This window comes from Pseudoalteromonas rubra (genome assembly GCF_001482385.1).
GTDB classification, from domain to species: Bacteria; Pseudomonadota; Gammaproteobacteria; order Enterobacterales; family Alteromonadaceae; genus Pseudoalteromonas; species Pseudoalteromonas ardens.
In genome coordinates this window covers 3,486,260-3,506,804 of record NZ_CP013611.1, presented here as the reverse complement: position 1 = coordinate 3,506,804, position 20,545 = coordinate 3,486,260, and the positions used below count along the sequence as shown (strand labels likewise).

Sequence of the window (20,545 nt, the reverse complement as noted above, 5' to 3'; positions counted from 1 at the left end):
AGAAAACTTAGCACTACACTTTTAAAAATCTGGAAAAATTCAAAAGCCAGCTATACTTAAGCTTGAAGTTAGTTGGCTTTTTTATTTTAGACAGAGGCAAATATGGCTCAGCTTATTCGCTCAGCTATGGTGAAGGTAAAAGATCAAGAAACTGAATCAGAAGGTTTAGTATCCCTACCAACCCTATACACGTCTGAAGCAAAATTCGTTCACCCTGTGAATGCTTGGTTTTTTGACCTGGTAGCCTGCAAGAGACTGAAAGACATAAATTCTTATTCAAGGGCGCTTCTTGCTTACTGGTCATATTTAGAAGCTAACTCTTTAAGTTGGGATGAGTTCCCTCCTATAAAAAGGCTAAAGCCCACATACCAGTTCAAGTTCCACTTATTGTCGGAAGTAAACAATGGAAGAGTTTCTCCTTCGACAGCTAATCTTTACTTAAAGCACGTTGTACAATTCTACATATGGGCTATTGAAGAATCAGAAATTGAAATAAATGATGAGAAAGCCACTCCATTTACAATTCAATTCGTTAGCATTAAAAGATCAGATAAATTAGCCCATTTAAAACCTAAGTTTGTAGTTCAAACTTCAGATCTGAAAATACGTGTTCCCAAAAAGCCTGAAAGTGGTCTAAACCCTTTAACAAGTGAATCATTGTTAACATTCTCTAATAAACTCAAGACAGAGCCAATTGAATTTAAACTAATGTGTGCTCTAGCACTTTTGAGTGGGCTTAGAAAATCTGAGGCCTGCTCGTTTACTCAAGAAGCTTTAGATAGCGCAATCCCAACAAGCGATGAGCGTACAAGGTATATCCTAACTGTAGGGCCATCGACAGGTGTTAATACAAAATACAATAAGAATAGAGAAATTGAAGCTTCTGCAACTCTAATCTGTAAGCTACGAGATTACTCAATTAGTGAAAGAAGATTAAAAAAAGTCCAAAAATTAAAAGTTCGAGGTCAATATGAGCCTCTATTTATTAGTCAATACGGAAATCAGACTAGCCCAGGAACGCTGGGGGCACGTTGGTCTGACTTTAGAAAAGATATCAATTGCACACTTAACAATTTTAACTACTCATTCCATGACTTGAGAAGTACGTATGCAACATACCGTCTTAATGATCTTCTTGATGCAGGGCTTGGCGTTGGCCAATCTCTTGATTGCCTGATGAGCTGGATGGGCCATAATCAAGAGAGCACTACAATGAAATATATAAGATATTTAAAGAAAAAAACTGCACTAGAAAATAAATTTGGACTGCTGGATCAAATAATGCACGACGCCATCAAAAATGAAGGTTACACCAATGAACTCTTATAAGTGGCAAGCAAAATTGTGCATAAAAATTAGGAGTGGTGCTAACACCACACATTACTTAGATTTCAATAGAATACGCTTCACAGGCATCCCATCGACCAAAAAGGTAAAAGAATTAGAAGGTATTGAGTTTGCTGACCGTGATGATTTAGTTATTGAATTGCAAAAAGCACTATCAATACTTCGCCTTGAAAAGTCTGATGCAACCATATCTAACTACTACTACAAATTTACTGCTTACCTTAAGTGGTGTGATTCACAACACATGCTACCAATTGAGGAAAAAACGATACAAAAGTTTTGTACGCATTGTTATGAAAGATACAGAGCAGGTGAGCTTAGAAGTAGCGCATATATAACTATTACAAGTACCTTAAAAGTAATTTTTTCAAACTTAGAGATTAATAATGCTTCAGAACAATGGATGAATAATATAGTCATTATTGCTAATAGTGATAATCAACCACACGAAGCTTATACAAACTCTGATTTGAAACAGATGTTGCCTTTTCTTCGCTCACTCTTCAAACAAACAGCTAAACAATTTTCAGCTTCTCCTGAAGAGTATATGGCAGCGTCGAAGAAAAACTCCCCTATGAACTTCCTCTGGAAAGGAGTGAATCACAAAGTTTATCTTGCAGTCAACAAAATGATGATCGCTGCAACTTTTTTACTCTCGTATTATACTTATTCGAACACAACCCAGCTTCTAAGTCTTCGACGGCCACAGTCTGTAGGTTATCGAAAAGAAAACTGGTACGTAATGAGCGCTTTTAAAAGAAGAGCTTTTAAAGTAATAAACATAGAGATAGGCGATCATCATATTGACATACCTAAATATTGCATAGATTTCTTTAACACTTTACTAGAGGTATCAAAGTTAGTTGATAGCTCCAGTGACGCCCTCTTAATTCAAGCTTGTTGGGAAAATAAGAAAGCCCCTTTAAACAATGCATTTCTACGTGATTTCAACAGCATTTTCGTAAAGAAAAACTTCCCTATGTATGATTCAATGGGCAGAGAGCTTAGATTTAGCGTTTCAAGATTCAGGGCAACAGGCAGTATTATTTCTCAAATTAACAACAATGAAATAGAGGCAGCTTTACTTCTGAACAATACTCCAGAAACAATAAAAAGGCACTACTCGGATGGAAATAAACTAGAAAATAATATCATGATGCAAGAGGCAGCTCTGATCCGAGCGGAGCAAGCGAAAAACCTTACGACAGTAGAAAAAGCAAAAGAAACCCTACACATCAAGGTACTTAAATACGAAGAGCTGCAAGATAAACTCTCTCCACAAATTAAAAAAGCCGCTCATGGCTCTTATTGCGCCGACCCTTTTGGTGAAAAATCAAAAAAATTTAGCAAAAAAATTAACTCTCATAACTTACATAAAGCAAATCTAGCATGCGCTGATTTACTAAATTGCTTTGGCTGTACTCATCAAGTAATCGTCCAATCAGTTGAAGATATATGGTGTCTATTATCATTCAAAGAATGTATAGAAGAATCAATTTACTACCACTTAAATGCACGACACTTCGATCATAACTTCAACCAGGCATTAGAGTTCATAGATAAAAAAATAATTCCCAAAATAGATAAAAAGATTTTCAATGACGCAGAGATTAAATTGATGGAAGTAGGGCGACACCCTCTTTGGCTTAGTCCAGATTCGATATTAATGGTAAAATAACATGTTACCACTAATCCAACTACCTAAAAGAACTCCGCAGAAAATATTAATTGATTTCATTGATATAATTGAGCTACGAAACAAGAAGGATTGGGAAAAGCTTAATGAAGTTTTAATAAGCAAGAGTATTGAAGGTGAGAATAAAAGCTACTTCAAAAGCCAAGTCTGGGACATGAGCGCTTATACATCTAAGATTCAAATAAATAAAAAAAGCAAATTTGACTTTAGCTTTATAAAAGACTCTGAAGATTTAACATTAGAAATTAAAACCATCGTTTATGGATGGATTTATCAAAAAAACAGTACGAGAAGTCGTCACATAAGAATACAAACACTAGTTAATAGACTTTGCGCGCTTAAAAAGGTTTACATTTTCTTGCTTAACAATAACCACAAATCAATTTCAGCCTTAAATGATAAAAAAACTTCACAAGCTCTTGACTCTTTTCTTCTTAATAAAAAGTTAGCGCAGCGTACTTTAGAACATGTCTATGCCGGTATAAATAGTATCTTTAGGTTAAAAAACTGGCTACAGATTGAATTAACCCTTTCAACTCTGAAGCCGTATGAACATGCAGTAAAGTTAAGTAAGAAAACACCTCAACAAACACTTGCGATCCCAGAAAGAATAGCTGATGAATTATATTCCAAAGCAATAGATTTAGTTGAAACTTATTACCCTTATAGGCACAAACTAGCAGACATTGAGAAAGAACTGCAAGATAACTACCTAAAAGGAAAATCCGTTGTTGACTTTAACATCAAAAGTGGCAAATGGAATTTTCTAAACGAATCGACAACACAGTGCAAAGCCAGAGAGGTCAATAAAGCTTCACCTCAAAAAAGCTCAGAAATATTATCAAGATACTCATCAGAGACTCCTTTTAAGAATCTAAAAACAGCCTTCAACTGGAAAAAGTTATATGGTCGAATAACAACTGCGTGTTATATATGTTGTGGGGCATTTTCAGGTATGCGAGACTCGGAACTCAGTGTATTGAAACCAAATAGCTATTTTTGTGATGAAATAGATGGCCATATCTTTCATCTATTACAATCAAGAACCTTCAAGTTGGGTGAAAAGGATACAACTTGGGTTACCGCTCCAATTACAGAAAAAGCGCTCGAACTCATGACTTGCTTTACAAAACACTGGAGAGCGGAGCTGATTGAGGCTAACAGTGAAAAAGAAAGTAACTACCTTTGGCTGAATAGAACCGCCCGTTCAAAACCGCCAGTAGTGATAGCTACATGGCCAGATCTGTTACAACTATTTTCAGAAACTTATGGGACAAAAATAACAAAAGAAGACCTGGCTGAAGCGTTTCGCTCTAATCCTTATGCACATGACAAGGTCAAAGCAATATGTATCGTAGGCAAAAGCTGGCCACTAAAACCACATCAATTTAGGCGCTCATTGGCACTGTACACTACGAGGCACAGAATAGGTACTAATGTCGCTCTTAAACAACAGTATAAACACACATATTTGCAAATGACTAATTGGTACAGTGTTGGTGGCATTAGTAGCAGACTACATGATTTGCGAATAGATAGTGACTTTCAACACCTTCTAGAAAAGACACAGCTAGAAGAAACCGCTAATAAATTTTTTAATATGATACATAGTGATGCTCCATTATCGGGAAGCCATGGCAAAGCAATCATGCAAATGCGAGAGGACACTCCATACATATACAGCTCCTGGGATGTGATATATGACGCTGTTAAAAAAGGAACTCTAACATTACATGGTACTATGCATAGCTATTGTAAGAATGGTTATGATTGCGATATGGATGGAGTCATAAATCCAGCCTTCTGTGTTGACTGTAAAAGCGGCGGTAGCATTATTGACGAAGCACAAGCCAAAAACTGGCAAAAAAAGCATTCTCAGCTTACCTCATACCTCAAAACTCAAGGTGATATATCCCCTTCTATTTACGCTCACTGCATCACTCAAATTCGTGCTGCAGAATCTGTTATGGAAGATTTCAACATTTTTTATGAGCAGTATAAACACCCTATAGAGGTAACTCAGTATGAATAAGAGTGAAAACACACTCATAAGGTTAGAAGCTGCGCTTGAGCGGATTTTAACTGGAGAACCCATACGCATACCCAAACATAGAAAGCTGAGCATAAGGGCAGTTGAAGAGGAGGCTAATTTAGGGAATGGTAGCTGTCACTACTACTCTGAATTTTCTTCCAAGGTGAGAACACTAAAAAATAAACCAATTGGTTCCGATACACAACAGGAAGCAAGTCATGACCCAATTAATTCTTTAAAGTCTAAAGCTGCTAATGAAAAGCGAATAAAAGAAAAATATCGAACAGAAAATACCGCGCTAAAAAAGACAATTCAGCAGCTTGCGGCAGAGCATCACCAATTTAATGAATCACTTCGTCAACTTAAAGCACAGTCAAGAAAACTAGAGATAGAAAACAAAGAGCTTGTCATTGCACTTGAAAACACTAGAGAAGAACTGATACAACTAAAAAGAGAACGCATTATCAAGCTCAATAGAAAATAAGCCTGATTATATTACTTTCCTTTAGCCTGGCACTCCCAAAGTCCATATTCTAACCTCATAATAAGAATTTCTTTCTAGCTTTTCTATGCTCTCATCCGAATAAAGAATGCGGCCACTCGTATCAACACTATTAGCAAAGATACAAGAGCATATGAAATTGCTTTTCTGAAACTAACACCTATAGCCTAAAAAGAAAAACCAGAGTAAATTGATAACACTCAACAGAAGGATGTTTTTAGAGATGTCACAACAAAAGTATGTTTACCACTACACTTCAATGAAAGGCCTTGAAGGCGTAGTAAAGAATAGAACTCTGCGGTTTACAGATCATCGTTTTCTTAATGATTATGGTGAATTTGTGCGACCATATGAAACACTAAAAAAACTTGTAGATCCTGATATAAAGGCCATGTTGTCTGACTTATACATGACTCTTAACGCGAACTATTCGCTTGCATTATTTTGTGTATCACAGACCTGTAACTCTCTCGCTCAAATGAGACTTTATGCCGATGATTGTAAAGGAGCTGCAATTGTATTTTCGACCGATATTTGGAGTTCTGCAAGTAAAAACAATGGTCACATATTTAACACAGTACCATTATGGGGAACTCCCGACATACCTATTTTTAAAGAGCCGGTGTTTACTCCGTTGGAAAGCTGCGAATATGAAGATATAGAGCAATATTGCAAGAAAGTCATTAAAAATAATCAAGATTTTCTAAACCAGTTACAGAAGTTCAATGAAAGGAAAAGAAATTTAAAGGACCTCTCTTCTTCAGAAGCGGGGCAACTTTTTAAGTTTTTATTTGACATAGCAAAGTGGAAAGATAAATCGTTCAATGAAGAACAAGAAATGCGCTCCGTTGCGCTTATACCGAAGGAAGAATTATTCTTCGAGGGCCGAGCCAATGATATCCGCCCCTATTGGGAATGGAAAACGCAAGGAAACAATCTTGATTCTCTTATCTTGGGGGTAATCCTTGGCACAAAGTGCTCAAACAATACTGCTGATTTTCTTGCATATATGTTAGGTTCAAGCAGATATTCTGGGGGATATAGTCCACAAATTGAGTGGGAGAAAGAAGTGGCAAGTAGCATGTTCGACTTAGTTAAACCTACATACAATTACTTTTGCTTCAAGCAAAGAGCAACGTACCAATAAGCAGAGGCTCTGTGTTTAGTAATTTTTCTTTCTAAATAGTGGAAATTTTACCAATACCAAAAGCTGGATTGCTTGCAAAATTATAGCGACCATAAGTCACAGAACCAAAAATGGGACAAACAGTGGGTTCAATTCGATAGCTAAGGAAAGAAACTTGATTCAGTACAGCTCTTTGGCAAATATTGATGCAGCCTTAATCAGGATATCTCGCTCTTTTGAAACCTCTTCCAGGCGCTGTCTTAACGATTGGACAACCTGGCTACCGTTTGATCTATCAGCCTGCTTTGCCACTTTGAGCCAGGCATAAAGAGTACTCTGGCCAATCTTTAAATCATAAGCAACGTCAGCGACTCGCTCCCTGCCAACCAGTACTCTTTCCGTCGCTGAAAGCTTAACTTCATTTGAGTAGGCTTTACTCACTTTCACATTCCTCGATCAAAGCTTAGGATTCCTAAGTATACATGATAGAGTAAAGCTTAGAGAATCTAAGTACCAGCTTTTTATTATGATTTACATTTGGATTTTATTAACCCCCTCCCTATCCGGCTTAAGGAAGCCAGAACAAGATCAAATATTTCTCAAAGAGAATTGGGAATTAGGATTGGTCTGGAACCAGGCTCTGCGAGTGGGCGGATGAATCATTACGAAAAAGGCAGACATATACCCGACCTGCACACGCTAAAAAGAATAGCTGAGGAGCTTGGTGTTCCGTTAAACTATTTTTTTTGTGAAAGTGATACCATGGCAAAGCTTGTCCTACTGTTCGAAAAGCTGTCAGAAGAAAACCAGCTTGAACTAGTAAAGAAGTTAGAAAGTAAACAACGAAATTAGCTATAACTAATCAACCAACAACCTACTTTAGATGTATTACCACGTTTGGCATTTTTTCGTTTAGATCCTGCCTACTATTTATAGCGGACATTTTAGTAGCGTGTTCCAACTAATTTAGGCGTTCCCTGAATACACTTTCAGCAGGTACGAGGCTGTGTGATTAGATTGAGCCCTATTGGAGGGCAGAAAATTAGAGTTAGTTGAATTAGTTGAGTTAGTTCAAATGAATAGTGATCTCGACAACGATTTCGAAACCACTATTATCTACGTCGATTGCTCTTTTTCAGCTTAGGACTGCAATGTTTCCAATTCAGCCTTTAGGCTACTGATCAACTCAATGGATAATGCGTTAAACCCTTCCAGCCTGACTATCTTATCTTCCAGCGCTGCTTTTTTATCCGATTCATTTTCTTCATCTTCGCTATCTAGAAAAAATCTAATCACGGGGTCTTCTGCTCCCTCGATTGCACCAGCTTCTTGTGCGAGTTTAATCCATGGTTCGGCTTCTGAAGCAGATTTTACTGCAGCAGACTTTAAAGCGTACCTAATAAGTAATCGCGCTGAATAGTCCAGTCCAATTGCTAAATCAATCCACCCTTTAGTTGCTTCATCAACATCAGCTGTTGCAGCCTCTCTGAGGGCTGGATAGTAATAATGATACTCTTTCTCGCTAACATCAAGAGCAACCAACGTTCTTAGTATTGGTTCGAGATCACTGAATGGACGGGTTTCATTGGGAAGCACTGTGCGATGCTTCCACAAATTCAAAATTTCCTGTGAACAAAGTTCGATATGCTCCTGATTATCAGGACACTCTTCTACATTGTTAATCAATTCAGCTACATAGTGGGCCATCCAGGAACACAATATGTCTTGGTTACTTATCTTCAATTGAGTAACTAGGCGTTTACCTAGTTCAATAACAGCTTCAGATCGATCTAGCGACACAATCTTTCTCCATTAAGTAAAATTGGACATATGGCGGACAATAAGGCATATGATCTTCACTATCATTCATATATCTTGGAATTGTTCTGCTAACAGAAACACTAATAATCAGACATTCGTCCGGATGTTTACTAAGAAAATCTTTAATAAATTCCGGGTTTCCACATAGCCTCGTTCCAGGCGTACTCTCTTCTTCATGACCATAGCCTTGCAACTCAACCCAAGATTCACTAAGAAGCACACCTAATTCTCCAGAGCACCAAGAACGTCCATCATTGGATAAAACTAATTCATCTTTCGAACAGATTTCTTCTGAAGGAGCTGGCCCTGGATACATCAAATTGTTAGCCCACAAATCATATTCATCTAGTCGAGCACTAACACTTTCGTCTATAACCCAGCCCTGCAAGCTAAGCTCCCCCATCAATTGACCACCTCGCATGCCAGAACTGGGGAGAGCATATGGTACAAGTTCAGGTGAGGTCTGCAAAGCAGCTGCAAGTGATATTGCTCCAGTACGTGAAACCAGGGCGCTTCGTATAGTAGTGGTTTCCCTAAAACCGCTGGCATAGTTAACCCAATGGCCCCATAAATTGATCCACGAGTCAACCGTACCTAGTTTTTGCTTCAAATAATCTGAGTTGATAGCCCACCTCCATATCTTGTCCCCATTATTTTCTGGAGGCAACCAACTCTTTTCTAAAAAAGTGTCACGTCTATCAAATAACCACTTCCCATCCGTACGCGTTAACTGATATCGCTCAAACCATTGCTCAAATTCATTAGTTTCTGAATCTGATTCTCGCAACACAGGCAACTCATTTAACAGTTCAGCGGCTACAAACATCATTGCGTGAAAAGACTGATAAACTGTCAACTCGTCGGTCTTCGGCATACTACCTTGATGATGTAACGTTTCTTTATCATTGAAAATCCGCCTATGATATCGAGCGTCTATTTTATAACCACAATTTCCTCCCCACTTCATTTTCGTACGCAGCACATGCCTAGCTCGCTGCTCTACAGAGTTTTGAGAGAGCCCAAATACCCGACCCAAAGGTTCAAGCCAATATGGTCCAATATCTATCCCGAAAAAGTAGCGCTCGTCATCACTTAGATCTTCTATCTGTTCAAGGTCAGCTGAACTATCTTCATACCAACCAGAATAAACTTTCTCGGAATAAACAGGTTTATTGATATTGTTCAGGTTTGGTACCTCATCATTATTAAGAGCACCAGAGTTGATCAAAATCCGAAGCCCCTGAGCAGCAAGATCTCGAATTAGCACATGGTTTAAGCTTACCATGCGACACAAAAACTTAGCTGCGGGCTGAAGTGCAACTGAATTCTCTATACCTCCACGAGAAAGTCCAATTAACAACCACTGCAATGCGTGCCAATGGTAAAACTCTAAACTCTGATCAACAAAAGGAAATGCCTCACCAGAATCCGCTCTAAGAATCAGCTCTTCAATTACTTCCACCCAACCTAGCTCAACTATTGATCTAACTACATGTGCATGCTCCCAGCGCACGGCTGCAACAGGAGAACCTAAGCCCGCCCAAATATAGCCTGAAATTGCAGACTCAATAGAGCCTTTGGGCTCTAATTCAGCTCTCCATGGACCATCACCGTCTTCAGGCTTAAGGAGTTCCTCAAGCAGCTCAAAACCGAAGTTAAGTACCTCATCGGCTTCATCTGGGCTAAGATTGCTTGTAATTGGATCTATCAATTTAAAAAAGCCACTGGCGTTTAAACCACCTAATTGGGACTCAAACCCTTCTAAAGTTGCCTTAACAACATCCTCATCTGTAACCAATCCATCATCATATAGCTTCTTAAATGGAATAAGTACTCCCCAACCATGTCTAGTAACCATTTCGGGATTTCGACGGCAGGCCATCAATACCGCATCTTTAATTGCCCTTTTTAAAGACACTTGCATTGGAGACTTCAAAGACAGTGCATTCAAAACATGATTTAGCATGAACAAGTCAAAATCCGACCAACTACAAATAGCTCTTAAAAGAACCGGCTCTTCACCGACTTTTACATGTTGAAATGCTTCACTAATAAAAGAGTCAAAATAGTATGAGAAGCCTTGTTTGCGCCCAGTCTCATAAGCGGTACGTAATGAATCTGAGCAACCGAAATTTACACCTCTAAAAACTTCAACCCAATCTGGACTCTGATTCCGCTGAGCGCTTACTGGAGTATCTGTTGTATTAATATCTTTACTGTTAAGGCTACAACTGGTGATGAGTTGGTCAAGGTCAGCGAACTCTACCCCTATAGATTCCCCTAGGTTTCTGAGTTCTAAAAGTCCTGCTGCATTAAGTGTACTAAAACGGGCATAACGATAGCCGATTTGAGAGGCCACTTGAGCGGACTTCGAAATAGACTCAGTTATTACCTTCTTCAGGTCTTCTATTCTATTCCATTGAGCATCAATTCCACTCAAGACAATGGGGCTGTGTATAGGGAGTCGAGCCTGATTGCAAAGACGATAAACAACTAATGGAAGAAGTCTACCAGAAGCACCAAAACGCCTATCTCGCCATCGACTTAAGATTGCAAAAGCTGAAGGTGCACATAGGTCAGTTAATCTCTCAACTGTACTATCCCAATCAAAGTGTTTATCCCTAGCAACATATTCATATGTAAGCTCAGCTATTCGAGATAAAAGATAAGCAGTTCTGGGTCGGGGATTATCGCGCTCTCCAGCAGCTGCTGATAAATAAAGAAATGCTGACCATCTATCAATATTCTCCTCGCCTATACGGCTTGATATTTCAATAGCTTGATCAAAATAGACACTAGATTCCTCCGCACTTACCGTATATATTGCGCGAGCAAGCTCCAAATATGAGTCAACGCGCAATTCTGCATGCTCCCTAGAACTTTCTAGAAGCTCAAAAGCACTAACTGAAAAATCCAATGATAACCGTTCAAATCCATCTGCTCTAGCTGCAACCCGACTCAAACTTGTAAGGGTTTTAGGCCAAATATCTTTTTCGTTTTTGTTTAGCCAAGCTGTAAATTGGCTAATAAAGTGTTCGCTATCACACTTTGTCAGAATAAGTATTCTCAACCACTCAAGAGCAATAACCTCAATGAGAGAAGATTGACGTTGGTACATAGATGACAAAGATGAGCTAGAACGACTGAGTGCTTGTTCAAGTGAGTTTTCCAAGTTTTGTAGCGGCCTACCGCAAACAAAGCTGTAAAACAGGTTAACCCAAGGTAAAACGCCCCCTACTTCCCGCTTAAATAGCTCTAAATCTTGACTGTAACTAAGACTGCTCTTAGACTCGATTCTCTGTTTTAACTTCTTTGGTGCAACCTCAACTAGCTCTAGCTCTCTTCCTTGAAGGTTAGAGTGTAGAGCGTAAGCTTTTAATAAAGATACTTTTTCTCCACCAAGCTGGTTAGTAAAGTCTAATGGAGGCTCTGAAGGAAGATAGCGCTGTAAAACAGAAGCCCATAGTTCTAGTTCCTTTGGTAGCACTTGCAATGCAAGCTCGATAGCACAGCGAACCGCATCCAAAATCCCCCATCGACAGTTCCATTCCGACAATTCAGTTAATCGAACTCGCCTATCACCCAGGAGCCTCAATAATCGCTTTAAAGGGCCAACAAGTGGTTTATGGCCCACAACACTCGCTTCTCTAATTAACCCTAAAAGCAGCCAAACATCATTGCCGGCAGCCTCAATAAGAGCATCTAGATCTTCATAGAGCCCCAGATCTACAAGCCTTTCACCCAAACCCCGACCCGCTTTAAAAGCTAGGTTACGTGGCTTCCATCGCCTTAAGAATTGAGCTGTTTGTTCAGCCCCGCGAAGCCGTAGTATTGTAGAAGCAAGTTCAACCCTATCCTTATCACTAACTTCTTCTGGATTATGTTCATCTTTTTCAGTGCTGGCCCAACTGTGCAACCACTCCATAGCCATGCGCAATCGGCTAGAGGCGTCAGCATAAAACTCATTTCTGCAAGAAAGTAACCCTGCGTCATATACATGATGAGAGCCCATCCAACCCGAACTAAACGTTCTTCTTGAGACAATTTCTTCAATTCGATCCGGGCTCAGAACCTTCCCAGCTAAATCAGTGTTACTTTGTAATAGTAAATTCTGGCGCTCCTCACCAGCAAACTCACCTCCAGCTTTCAGCGCAAGCTTTGCAGCCGCAACATATTGCTTTTGCCGTAACGAAGCTTTTATAGAAAATGTTAACCTCTGAAGTTCAACATCTCTTTTTTCTAAAGGATTTCCATTTGGAAGACCTTCTCCACTTAAAGCTAGCTTAATAAGTTCATCCAACTTTCCAGCCTGCAACAAAAGCGGGGGAAGTGCTGAAGCAACATATGAGCTTTGACCGGCAAGTGACTGCAAGCGCTCCACAAAGCTTACTATCTCTGTTTGAGATGGTTTGTAGCGCTCTCGAAACCAAGTTTCTGTTGGTTCATCAAGAAAGTGAAGACTGTTGCCCTTTAAAAGTAGTGGCCGACCAAAATCTAAAGCAAAACTACGGATTGCGTTTTCTGAAGTCTGTGAAAGTTGTGCAAGCACAGGAATCGGAATGAGTGGTCGTAAGACTGCCAACCCTTTACACATAGTATCAATGTGAACTGCTTCGGAGCTTCCAGCATCATCTTTAAGTTTTGCAATTGCATTTTCTAATAAACCACTAATTGCCTGAGCAACTGTTGTAGGTTCCGGACCAAGCTCTCTCAATACCTCCCTAAGTGGAAGCTTTCGCTCAAGTGCTAAAGCCTGCACCCTTGGATTGGAGCTACTCAAAACATGAAATTCATTGACCTCTGCATCACTTGCTTCAGGATATAGACTCCTTAGGTAGAGAGCACTTTCACCCAGGCTAAAGGGTTGAAGTTCTATTTCTCTAGCATTATTTCTATAACCTAACATATGTCTTCGGTGTGTGCGGCAAGTAAAAACTAACTTTACTCTCTCGGGACACTCCATTTTGATGAGATCACGCACAAAGCTAGCAGGTTCTCTTTGCTCTTCCGCCGCCATTTCAGCATTATCGGCTGCATCAATTATAATACAAAGAAATGCATTTCGGTCTGTCGCCTTCAATATACCAATAGCCTGAGTTACTCGGTGTTTAAATGCACGTACATACTGTTTAGAGTCTGCATTCTTGGTTGGGATCAGGGGGTGACACAAGCCTCTTGCTGCAAGCTCATTTACAATCTGAACTAAACCGTCTTCATGTCTATGTCTAAAGTGCAATGAATTTCGATAAAGACCATCTCCAAAACAATCATAAACTACAACAGCTGATCCAGAAGGTATTGTTGCTGCAACCCTCGCAGCAACAATAGACTTGCCAACCCCACCATCAGCGTGGATGATTAGGGGAGCACTTTCCTTGCGAATTATCTCTTTAATTTTATGCTCTTGTTCTCGAGGAATAATATTCTCAGGTGTAGATATTAAACATAAAGCTGGCAACAACACATCTTCGCTTGTCTTTAAAGCCCGTAATACATCATATCGCCGAATCGATGGATTCGATTCAAACTCTGTGGTTGCCTTTCTGGTGACAAGGTCCTTCAACTGAACTGGGGTATCGTAATCTGCATCGACTAGGTAAGCACTAAGATCTTGTACTAATAAATTTCTCTGCTCCCACAGTCCTTGCTCACTTCCAACGACATCTAACAGCTTAAAAAATTGTGAGGCTTGGAGTGGGTTGAGCCCTGAATACCTTAGCAAGGTATCCCGTTGCTGAGCATGCCTGTTCTCTTTCCCTTCGCTTTTAAGATCGGATAATGCTTCAATTACTTTCTGATCGATTGGCCTGTTAGTCGTAAACTCAAATCGAAATCTTTCAGCAATGTTTTCTAAAGAGAAGCGCTCTAGTAATTCCACATAACGAGCAGCAAAGCCTCGAATTGTTTTTTTAAGACCACTAGCCGTCCATGGTTCATTGGAAGCTACCGTTGAATGCTTCAGCTGGACATACTGAATGCATCGAGCCGTCTGAAGATCTTCTGAGCCATAGTAAAATCCAACATCAATGATCTCATCACCTCCTGAGACTCTGTTGCTCTCAGCTTCTTCTTTTGAAGCTCCCTCAATAGTAATGGCAACTAAGTCACCTGAGCCTGGCAGTAATTTTAAACATTGCCGAGCAGCCCATATATAGTGGAACTGATCCCCATCACGACTAGTCCTTACTAAATCAGTCTTTGTCATCAAAAGTCCTTTATTCATCAATCATCAAACTTGCGGCACTCACCCTATAGCGAAGTAGTCTCGAATGAAAGTTACCTTATTATTTTTACTAAACCTCAAAGTAGATAGTTAGAGTTTCTAAGTGCTCCGAGCCAACTATTCAAAAAACCCCAAACTTTTAAGGTTTCAGCCTATAGGCATAAAACGCAAAACTATGTTTTACCTAGAGTATCACTAATGCCACTTTATCTATAAGCTAAAAAACTGATAAGACAAGGTATTTCTACATGCCTCATGCTCCATCATAAGAAAACCTAACATATAGTCTCGGTTTTTGGCTGATAGAACTTATCTTTAACTACACTAAAAGGGCCGGTTACAAACCAATTGTGGGCAACAGCAATTAAAGAGCTGATTTTTCTCTCGATTCGCAAGACTCTTGAATGTGCTTCATGTAACCATTATATGTCAGAGATGCATCTTCAAATGATCAAGTATGCTAGTGAACTTCAAAACACCACTGCAAAAGAGTTTTGTTAAGAGGTTGGTCTCAAATCGAATTTGGCAACGAATTCAGTAAGATGAGAAACCTTAAAGCCTATCGAAACAAGTAGGCTTAAATACAAAAAATATAAGTACAAAGGTAACTATTTTGGCTACATTAGATTTCAATCAAATTCGATCTACACCTAAGAGTAAAAATGACAGCTTTGAATCACTCGCGATTCAACTTTTTAAAGCACATTGTACATCACCAAAAAACTCTTCATTCTTTAGTTTGCGCGGCGATGGTGGTGACGGTGGTGTAGAAGCCTATTACAAAACCCCAACAGGCGATATTCTAGGAATTCAAGCGAAATACTTTTTTAAGCTTGGAAGTAGTGAATTAGGCCAGCTAAAGAAATCACTAGCTACTGCATTAAAAAACCATCCAACTTTATCTGAATATTGGATTTATATACCATTTGATCTAACTGGCAAAGTCGCAGGAGGAAAAAGGGGAAAAAGTGAAATTGAAAAATTTGAAGAATGGCGCGATGAAATAAAAACTCAAAATCCAAACCTTCACTTAAAACTGGTTACAGCTGAAATATCTAGACAACAGATATTAGAAATAGACCACAGTGGTGGCTTTTCATCCTACTGGTTTAACGAAAACATATTAACATCCCAGAAGATAAAAAACTGTATTGATTCAGCAGAAATTTTCGCTGGACCAAGGTATTGCAGTGATTTAGATATAATTACAGAAGCCCATGATGCTTTAGATTCTTTTGGAGAAGTTTTTGATTTTAAACAGTGGCTCGTTAACATTTGGAAACCATTAAAAATCAGCTTCAGGACAAAAGCTCAATATTCAGAAAAGATATTCTCTCAGACACCTGAAAGCGAGAGAGTACAAGCCAAACAGCTACTAGAAGTACTTCTAGAGAAAACTTCTATCAAGTACAATATTATTGACCAAACGGTTATTTGTTCAACTCTAGATATCATAAGATCACTTAAGCCACTTTGTGAAAATGCAATAAGACAGCAAGAGAAAAAGTTTTTTGCAGAACACGGTGAAGGTAGTGATACGCCTTCATTTAGACAATTCCAGGCTGAATATATGTGTGTATTCCCTGCTGAGAACCTAGATGCCTCAAGGGAATTACTTGCTTCGATAATAGATATTGAAAATTCTCTCAGCAGCCCTCTGATTCAGTCCTGCCACGCTCAATCTTTCCTACTAACCGGTCCAGCTGGTGCAGGCAAGACACATTCTATCGTAAGTTTTGCGAAGAGAAGACTCGATAAAGGCGCTCATACTCTAGTGCTATTTGGGGAAGATTTTGATAACGCGGAACCTTGGGATGTAGTAAGAAGCAAACTAGGCTTTGGATCAGATGTTGGCCGAGACAAATTACTTTCTTGTCTTCAAGCAAGTGCTCAAGCCAATAACTATTGTTTTGTTATTGCTATCGATGCGTTAAACGAAGGAGTAAAGGCAAGAAAGTGGAAAAACAAACTGCCAGAATTAATCCAACAACTCAATGAATATCCTCATATCAAGATTGTTGTGTCTAGTCGCGATATATATGCCAATTTAGTTGTTGATGAACGATTCCCTGGCTATGCATATAGTCATATTGGATTCACTAGGAATTTTCACGATGTCCTCTCTTCGTTCTCTCAACGCTACAATGTTGAAAGTGAGATAACACCTATTTTTACAGATGAGCTACGAAACCCACTACTTCTACATTTGGTCTTCAAAACTCATAAGTCAGAGGACTCTTATTCTCTTGATGTATCGACTAGTGGCTTCTCAACCATTTTTTCTAAACACCTCAAGCAAATCGATAACTCATTGAGAGAGCGATTAGACTATGTTAGTCCTAAAAATATCGTTAGAGCGGTAATGAGCAAATTGTCTGATGTTCTAGCTCATTCGGAAACCCAAACGATAAATTGGGAAATTGCCGTAAATACAATTAAGCCTATTTTAGGAAATGAGCTATTTCCTGAAAGGTTTATTGATGAGCTAGTTAAAGAGCAACTGCTAATTTTATCAGCTACTGACGATGAAGATTTTCTTATTAGATTTGGTTATCAGAGATTTGGAGATATGCTGCGCGCATCTTCAATAGTTCAATCCTATCAAGAAATTGGCAATAGTGATCTATCAATCCTTGCAGGAAAACTGAAAATATTAACAGATATGGAGAGTGGCGTCTTAGAAGCTCTTGCAAGTATTCTTCCTGAAGAGATAGGTATAGAAATCACTGATAACCGCTTAGGCTTAGACAACGATTTAGCACATAGCCTTTTTGTAAAGTCACTAACTTGGCGTTCAAAGCAAAGTGTTACCCCTGCTATTGAAAAACATATGTTTGGGGCATTAAAAACGGGCGGACTGTGGCAGACAGTTTTTGAAAGCCTATTTCAATTATCTATAGTTCCAAGCCATTATCTCAATGCAGAAAATTGGTTCAAAGATTTTCAATGGCAACAAGCCTCTCCATCAAGAGATACCTACCTTTCTGTCGCTTTATCAGAGTCATATTATAAGAAGGGTGCAATTTGGTTTCTAATTGAAGCTTTGGAGAAAATAGAAGTAACAAATTGGCCCGAAGAAAGTTATAAATTAGCATCCTCGATTTTACTTTGGTGTTGTTCAGCTACGGATCGACGAGTCAGAGATCAAGCAACAAGATGCCTTGGCTTGCTTTTTAAACAATCCCCTGCGATATGCCAGCATGCAGTAAACTCGTTTACTGAATGTGACGACGATTACATACTTGAAAGCCTGATTCAGGCGATGTATATATCCTGCTTGCTTTCGCCTGAGTCAGCAGAAGACTTTGTAAAGCCATTAAATAGATATATTAGTACAAATAGCGGTTCAAATAACATTTTAATTCGTGAGCACTCCCAGCTATTGAGGCTGGAGCTTGTGAAGCTAGGGATTGAAGAAGACAGAATATCAAATCAATATGTAACTTCTTCTCTGCCATTAACATGGCCTATTCTAAGCGATGTGCAGACCTTGCTTACACTAGAAAATTTGCCCTCCAACATGCGCCTCTGGGGCGGGCAATTGGGTCCTGACTTTTGGCACTATATAGTTGAGCCAAGACTCAGAGCCTTTGACCTAAAATCACAGAACATAACTCTTGAGAATGTTGCCTGCTGGATTATGAGGGAAGCCGAGTATATCGGCTATCCCGGATATCGTAATGGAGCCCTCCACCATGACTTAGCAACTCTTCATAAATACGGAAGAGGAAGAGCAAAACCTGGCTATGCCGAAACCATCGGCAAGAAATGTTATTGGGTTGCTTTTCATCGATTGATAGGTCTGTTAGCTGCCAATGTAGCAACGACTCAATCTCACTGGGAGCCACAATTAGACTCTGGTAGATTCTGGTCGTTAGAACTTAGAAAGGTTGACATATCAGACATAAGAGATTTGTCATCAAAGCAAAACTACCCTCTAAGAAACCTGATAATGCAAGAGTTTGAGCTGCCAGAAAGCAACGTAAACTGCTGGTTGCATAATGATGACTATTTCACCGCTAGCAATGTACTTGTCTTAAATGATGAGAGCGGTACAACGTGGGTTAACTTAAGTTTTTATTCTGAAGTTCACGCAAAACGAAATGAGGACGATGTCTCGTTCGACGCTGAAAGCTTCATTAGTATATCTAGCTATCACGGCTATTTTGTTGAACCGAGCAACACTGAAGCATTCGAACTCCACAATCATAGTAATGGCCACTGCTACCGTGTCTACTTAGCAGAGTATCCTAGAAGCCCAGCTTTCAAACAATGTATTGCTGAACAAGATACGACTATTTCAGATGGCCAGCGAACATTCTCTAGCATTCAACTATTGAGAGGTGGGGAATGGGAGTACGATTACTCAAGCAATGTTGAACAAAGCTCTATCAATATGCCTTGCCCTGACTTAATTGAGAAGATGAACCTTAGCTGGGATCAAGACAGTGGATGGCTCGATGAAAACCAAAACTTGGCTGCGTTTAGTCATAACACTGATAGAAATTCTTCTTTGTTTATCAGAAAAGACACTTTAGATTGTTACCTATCTAAGCTTGGTAAATCTTTGGTATTTTCGCGTTTTTGTAGAAAACAGTTCAGCCGGGGTTTTGCAAACGATGCAAAATTAATGGAAGTCACTAGTAGATACATTTACACGCCAAGCGATTGCTCTTTAAAATGCATTAGCGAAGATATCGAGTACCAGGGCTTTGAGCCTAGCGAACAACCAGAGGGCGTTGTTTCCTAAATCATTGAACTAATTTAGCCTTATGTGATCAGATCTCGAAAGCAAACACAGAGGCTGAACTTTGAAAGAAAAGCGTATCACCAACTGGCGCGAATACAACAAAGCCCTTATCGCCAGAGGCAACATCCAACTTTGGTTTTCCGAGGATGCGATTGAACAGTGGAACAACACGCAACATCACGGCGGTAAAGGCCGGGCTAATCATTTCTCAGAGCTGGCGATTGAGACCTGCCTGACTTTACGGGCTGTATTTCGCTTGTCTCTTCGAGCTGCACAGGGTTTTGTTTCCTCATTAATATCAATGATGAAGCTTGATTTGGATACGCCAACTTATAGCTGTTTGTGCAAGCGTAGTGCAGAGCTGGCAGTTCGCTATAGGCCACACTCCAGTGCATCCGGAGGCATTGATATTGTGGTTGATAGCACTGGTTTGAAGGTGTACGGAAATGGTGAGTGGCACGCAAGAAAACATGGTGCAAACAAGCGCCGAACATGGCGAAAGCTACACCTGGCAGTTGATCCAGATACACACCAAATCGTAGGCGCTGAGTTGTCCACAGTGTCTGTAGCTGATTCAGAAGTTTTGGGTGACCTACTCAGACCATTGCGCAGGAAGATCAGCTCAGTTAAAGCAGATGGTGCTTATGATACCAGAGGCTGTTATGCCGAAGTAGCAGCTAAAAAGGCCGAAGCAGTGATCCCACCAAGGAGTAACGCACAGTTGTGGGAGGATGGACATGCTCGCAACAGCGCGGTCATTTTAACAAAGCATATAGGCAGCAGTGAGTGGAAAAAATGTGTGAACTACCATCAACGTTCACTGGCGGAAACGGCAATGTACCGATACAAACAGCTAATGGGTGACAAGCTGGTCAGTCGTGGATTCAATCAGCAACACACTGAAGCGATGATCAAAGTGAAAGTACTCAATAGAATGACTAGGCTAGGTATGCCTGAATATCAGGGAAGCAGTTGAAATCTCGGTGTTACCTAAGTTATCTGGATTTGATCAACAAGGCCCAACCAGAGTAAAATTTCTGGAAATTAG

General features: G+C 39.7%; 12 protein-coding genes. 9 read left to right on the top strand and 3 right to left on the bottom strand.

Features of this window, described 5'->3' with window-relative positions; translation table 11 throughout:
• The first annotated feature begins 102 nt into the window (after nucleotides 1-102).
• The 5 genes from AT705_RS15195 (at nucleotide 103) to AT705_RS15175 (ending at nucleotide 6,724) form a co-directional block, all read left to right on the top strand.
• Nucleotides 103-1,329, top strand: coding sequence for a tyrosine-type recombinase/integrase (locus AT705_RS15195; protein WP_058797219.1), 1,227 nt, complete (start codon nucleotides 103-105; stop codon nucleotides 1,327-1,329).
• Nucleotides 1,316-3,025 carry a hypothetical protein gene (locus AT705_RS15190; protein WP_082669009.1) on the top strand — a complete coding sequence of 570 codons (1,710 nt, stop codon included), beginning with the start codon at nucleotides 1,316-1,318 and terminating at the stop codon, nucleotides 3,023-3,025. The genes AT705_RS15195 and AT705_RS15190 overlap by 14 nt, the downstream gene beginning before the upstream one ends.
• A 1-nt stretch (nucleotide 3,026) precedes the next feature.
• Entirely contained in the window at nucleotides 3,027-5,075 is a 2,049-nt protein-coding gene (locus tag AT705_RS15185; RefSeq protein ID WP_058797217.1) for a hypothetical protein, read from the top strand.
• Nucleotides 5,068-5,559, top strand: a complete 492-nt coding sequence (locus tag AT705_RS15180) for a hypothetical protein (RefSeq protein ID WP_058797216.1) — start codon at nucleotides 5,068-5,070, stop codon at nucleotides 5,557-5,559. Before AT705_RS15185 ends, AT705_RS15180 begins: the two co-directional genes overlap by 8 nt.
• A 241-nt stretch (nucleotides 5,560-5,800) precedes the next feature.
• A complete protein-coding gene (locus AT705_RS15175; RefSeq protein WP_167551991.1) occupies nucleotides 5,801-6,724 on the top strand; it encodes a DUF2971 domain-containing protein in 924 nt (307 codons plus the stop codon).
• Nucleotides 6,725-6,883: 159 nt separating this feature from the next.
• Here the strand turns inward: AT705_RS15175 and AT705_RS15170 are convergent, their stop codons facing one another.
• Entirely contained in the window at nucleotides 6,884-7,144 is a 261-nt protein-coding gene (locus tag AT705_RS15170) for a transposase (RefSeq protein WP_082669008.1), read from the bottom strand.
• Between the two features lie 96 nt (nucleotides 7,145-7,240).
• Here AT705_RS15170 and AT705_RS15165 point away from each other — a divergent pair, with 96 nt between their 5' ends.
• A complete protein-coding gene (locus AT705_RS15165; protein ID WP_058797213.1) occupies nucleotides 7,241-7,555 on the top strand; it encodes a helix-turn-helix domain-containing protein in 315 nt (104 codons plus the stop codon).
• Between the two features lie 288 nt (nucleotides 7,556-7,843).
• Here AT705_RS15165 and AT705_RS15160 read toward each other — a convergent pair whose 3' ends face one another.
• Together AT705_RS15160 and AT705_RS15155 are read right to left on the bottom strand one after the other, a co-directional pair.
• Nucleotides 7,844-8,503: a hypothetical protein gene (locus AT705_RS15160; protein ID WP_058797212.1), complete on the bottom strand. Its 660-nt coding sequence runs from the start codon at nucleotides 8,501-8,503 to the stop codon at nucleotides 7,844-7,846.
• Entirely contained in the window at nucleotides 8,484-14,729 is a 6,246-nt protein-coding gene (locus AT705_RS15155) for a hypothetical protein (protein WP_208856741.1), read from the bottom strand. The genes AT705_RS15160 and AT705_RS15155 overlap by 20 nt, the downstream gene beginning before the upstream one ends.
• A 444-nt stretch (nucleotides 14,730-15,173) precedes the next feature.
• Here AT705_RS15155 and AT705_RS26085 point away from each other — a divergent pair, with 444 nt between their 5' ends.
• The 3 genes from AT705_RS26085 to AT705_RS15145 all read left to right on the top strand — a co-directional run bounded on the left by AT705_RS26085 (nucleotide 15,174) and on the right by AT705_RS15145 (nucleotide 20,473).
• Nucleotides 15,174-15,248, top strand: a complete 75-nt coding sequence (locus tag AT705_RS26085; RefSeq protein WP_420492121.1) for an HTH-like domain-containing protein — start codon at nucleotides 15,174-15,176, stop codon at nucleotides 15,246-15,248.
• A 112-nt stretch (nucleotides 15,249-15,360) separates the two neighbouring features.
• On the top strand, nucleotides 15,361-19,497 hold the full coding sequence (locus AT705_RS15150; RefSeq protein ID WP_058797210.1) for a hypothetical protein: 4,137 nt from the start codon (nucleotides 15,361-15,363) through the stop codon (nucleotides 19,495-19,497).
• A 61-nt stretch (nucleotides 19,498-19,558) separates the two neighbouring features.
• Nucleotides 19,559-20,473: an IS5 family transposase gene (locus AT705_RS15145; RefSeq protein WP_058795072.1), complete on the top strand. Its 915-nt coding sequence runs from the start codon at nucleotides 19,559-19,561 to the stop codon at nucleotides 20,471-20,473.
• Nucleotides 20,474-20,545 lie beyond the last annotated feature (72 nt).

What these genes read in the sequence shown, in the direction of transcription:
- AT705_RS15155 (WP_208856741.1), bottom strand. Translation starts at nt 14,729, where the DNA reads ATGACAAAGACTGATTTAGTAAGGACTAGTCGTGATGGGGATCAGTTC.
- AT705_RS15195 (WP_058797219.1), top strand. Translation starts at nt 103, where the DNA reads ATGGCTCAGCTTATTCGCTCAGCTATGGTGAAGGTAAAAGATCAAGAA.
- AT705_RS15175 (WP_167551991.1), top strand. Translation starts at nt 5,801, where the DNA reads ATGTCACAACAAAAGTATGTTTACCACTACACTTCAATGAAAGGCCTT.
- AT705_RS15180 (WP_058797216.1), top strand. Translation starts at nt 5,068, where the DNA reads ATGAATAAGAGTGAAAACACACTCATAAGGTTAGAAGCTGCGCTTGAG.
- AT705_RS15190 (WP_082669009.1), top strand. Translation starts at nt 1,316, where the DNA reads ATGAACTCTTATAAGTGGCAAGCAAAATTGTGCATAAAAATTAGGAGT.
- AT705_RS15185 (WP_058797217.1), top strand. Translation starts at nt 3,027, where the DNA reads ATGTTACCACTAATCCAACTACCTAAAAGAACTCCGCAGAAAATATTA.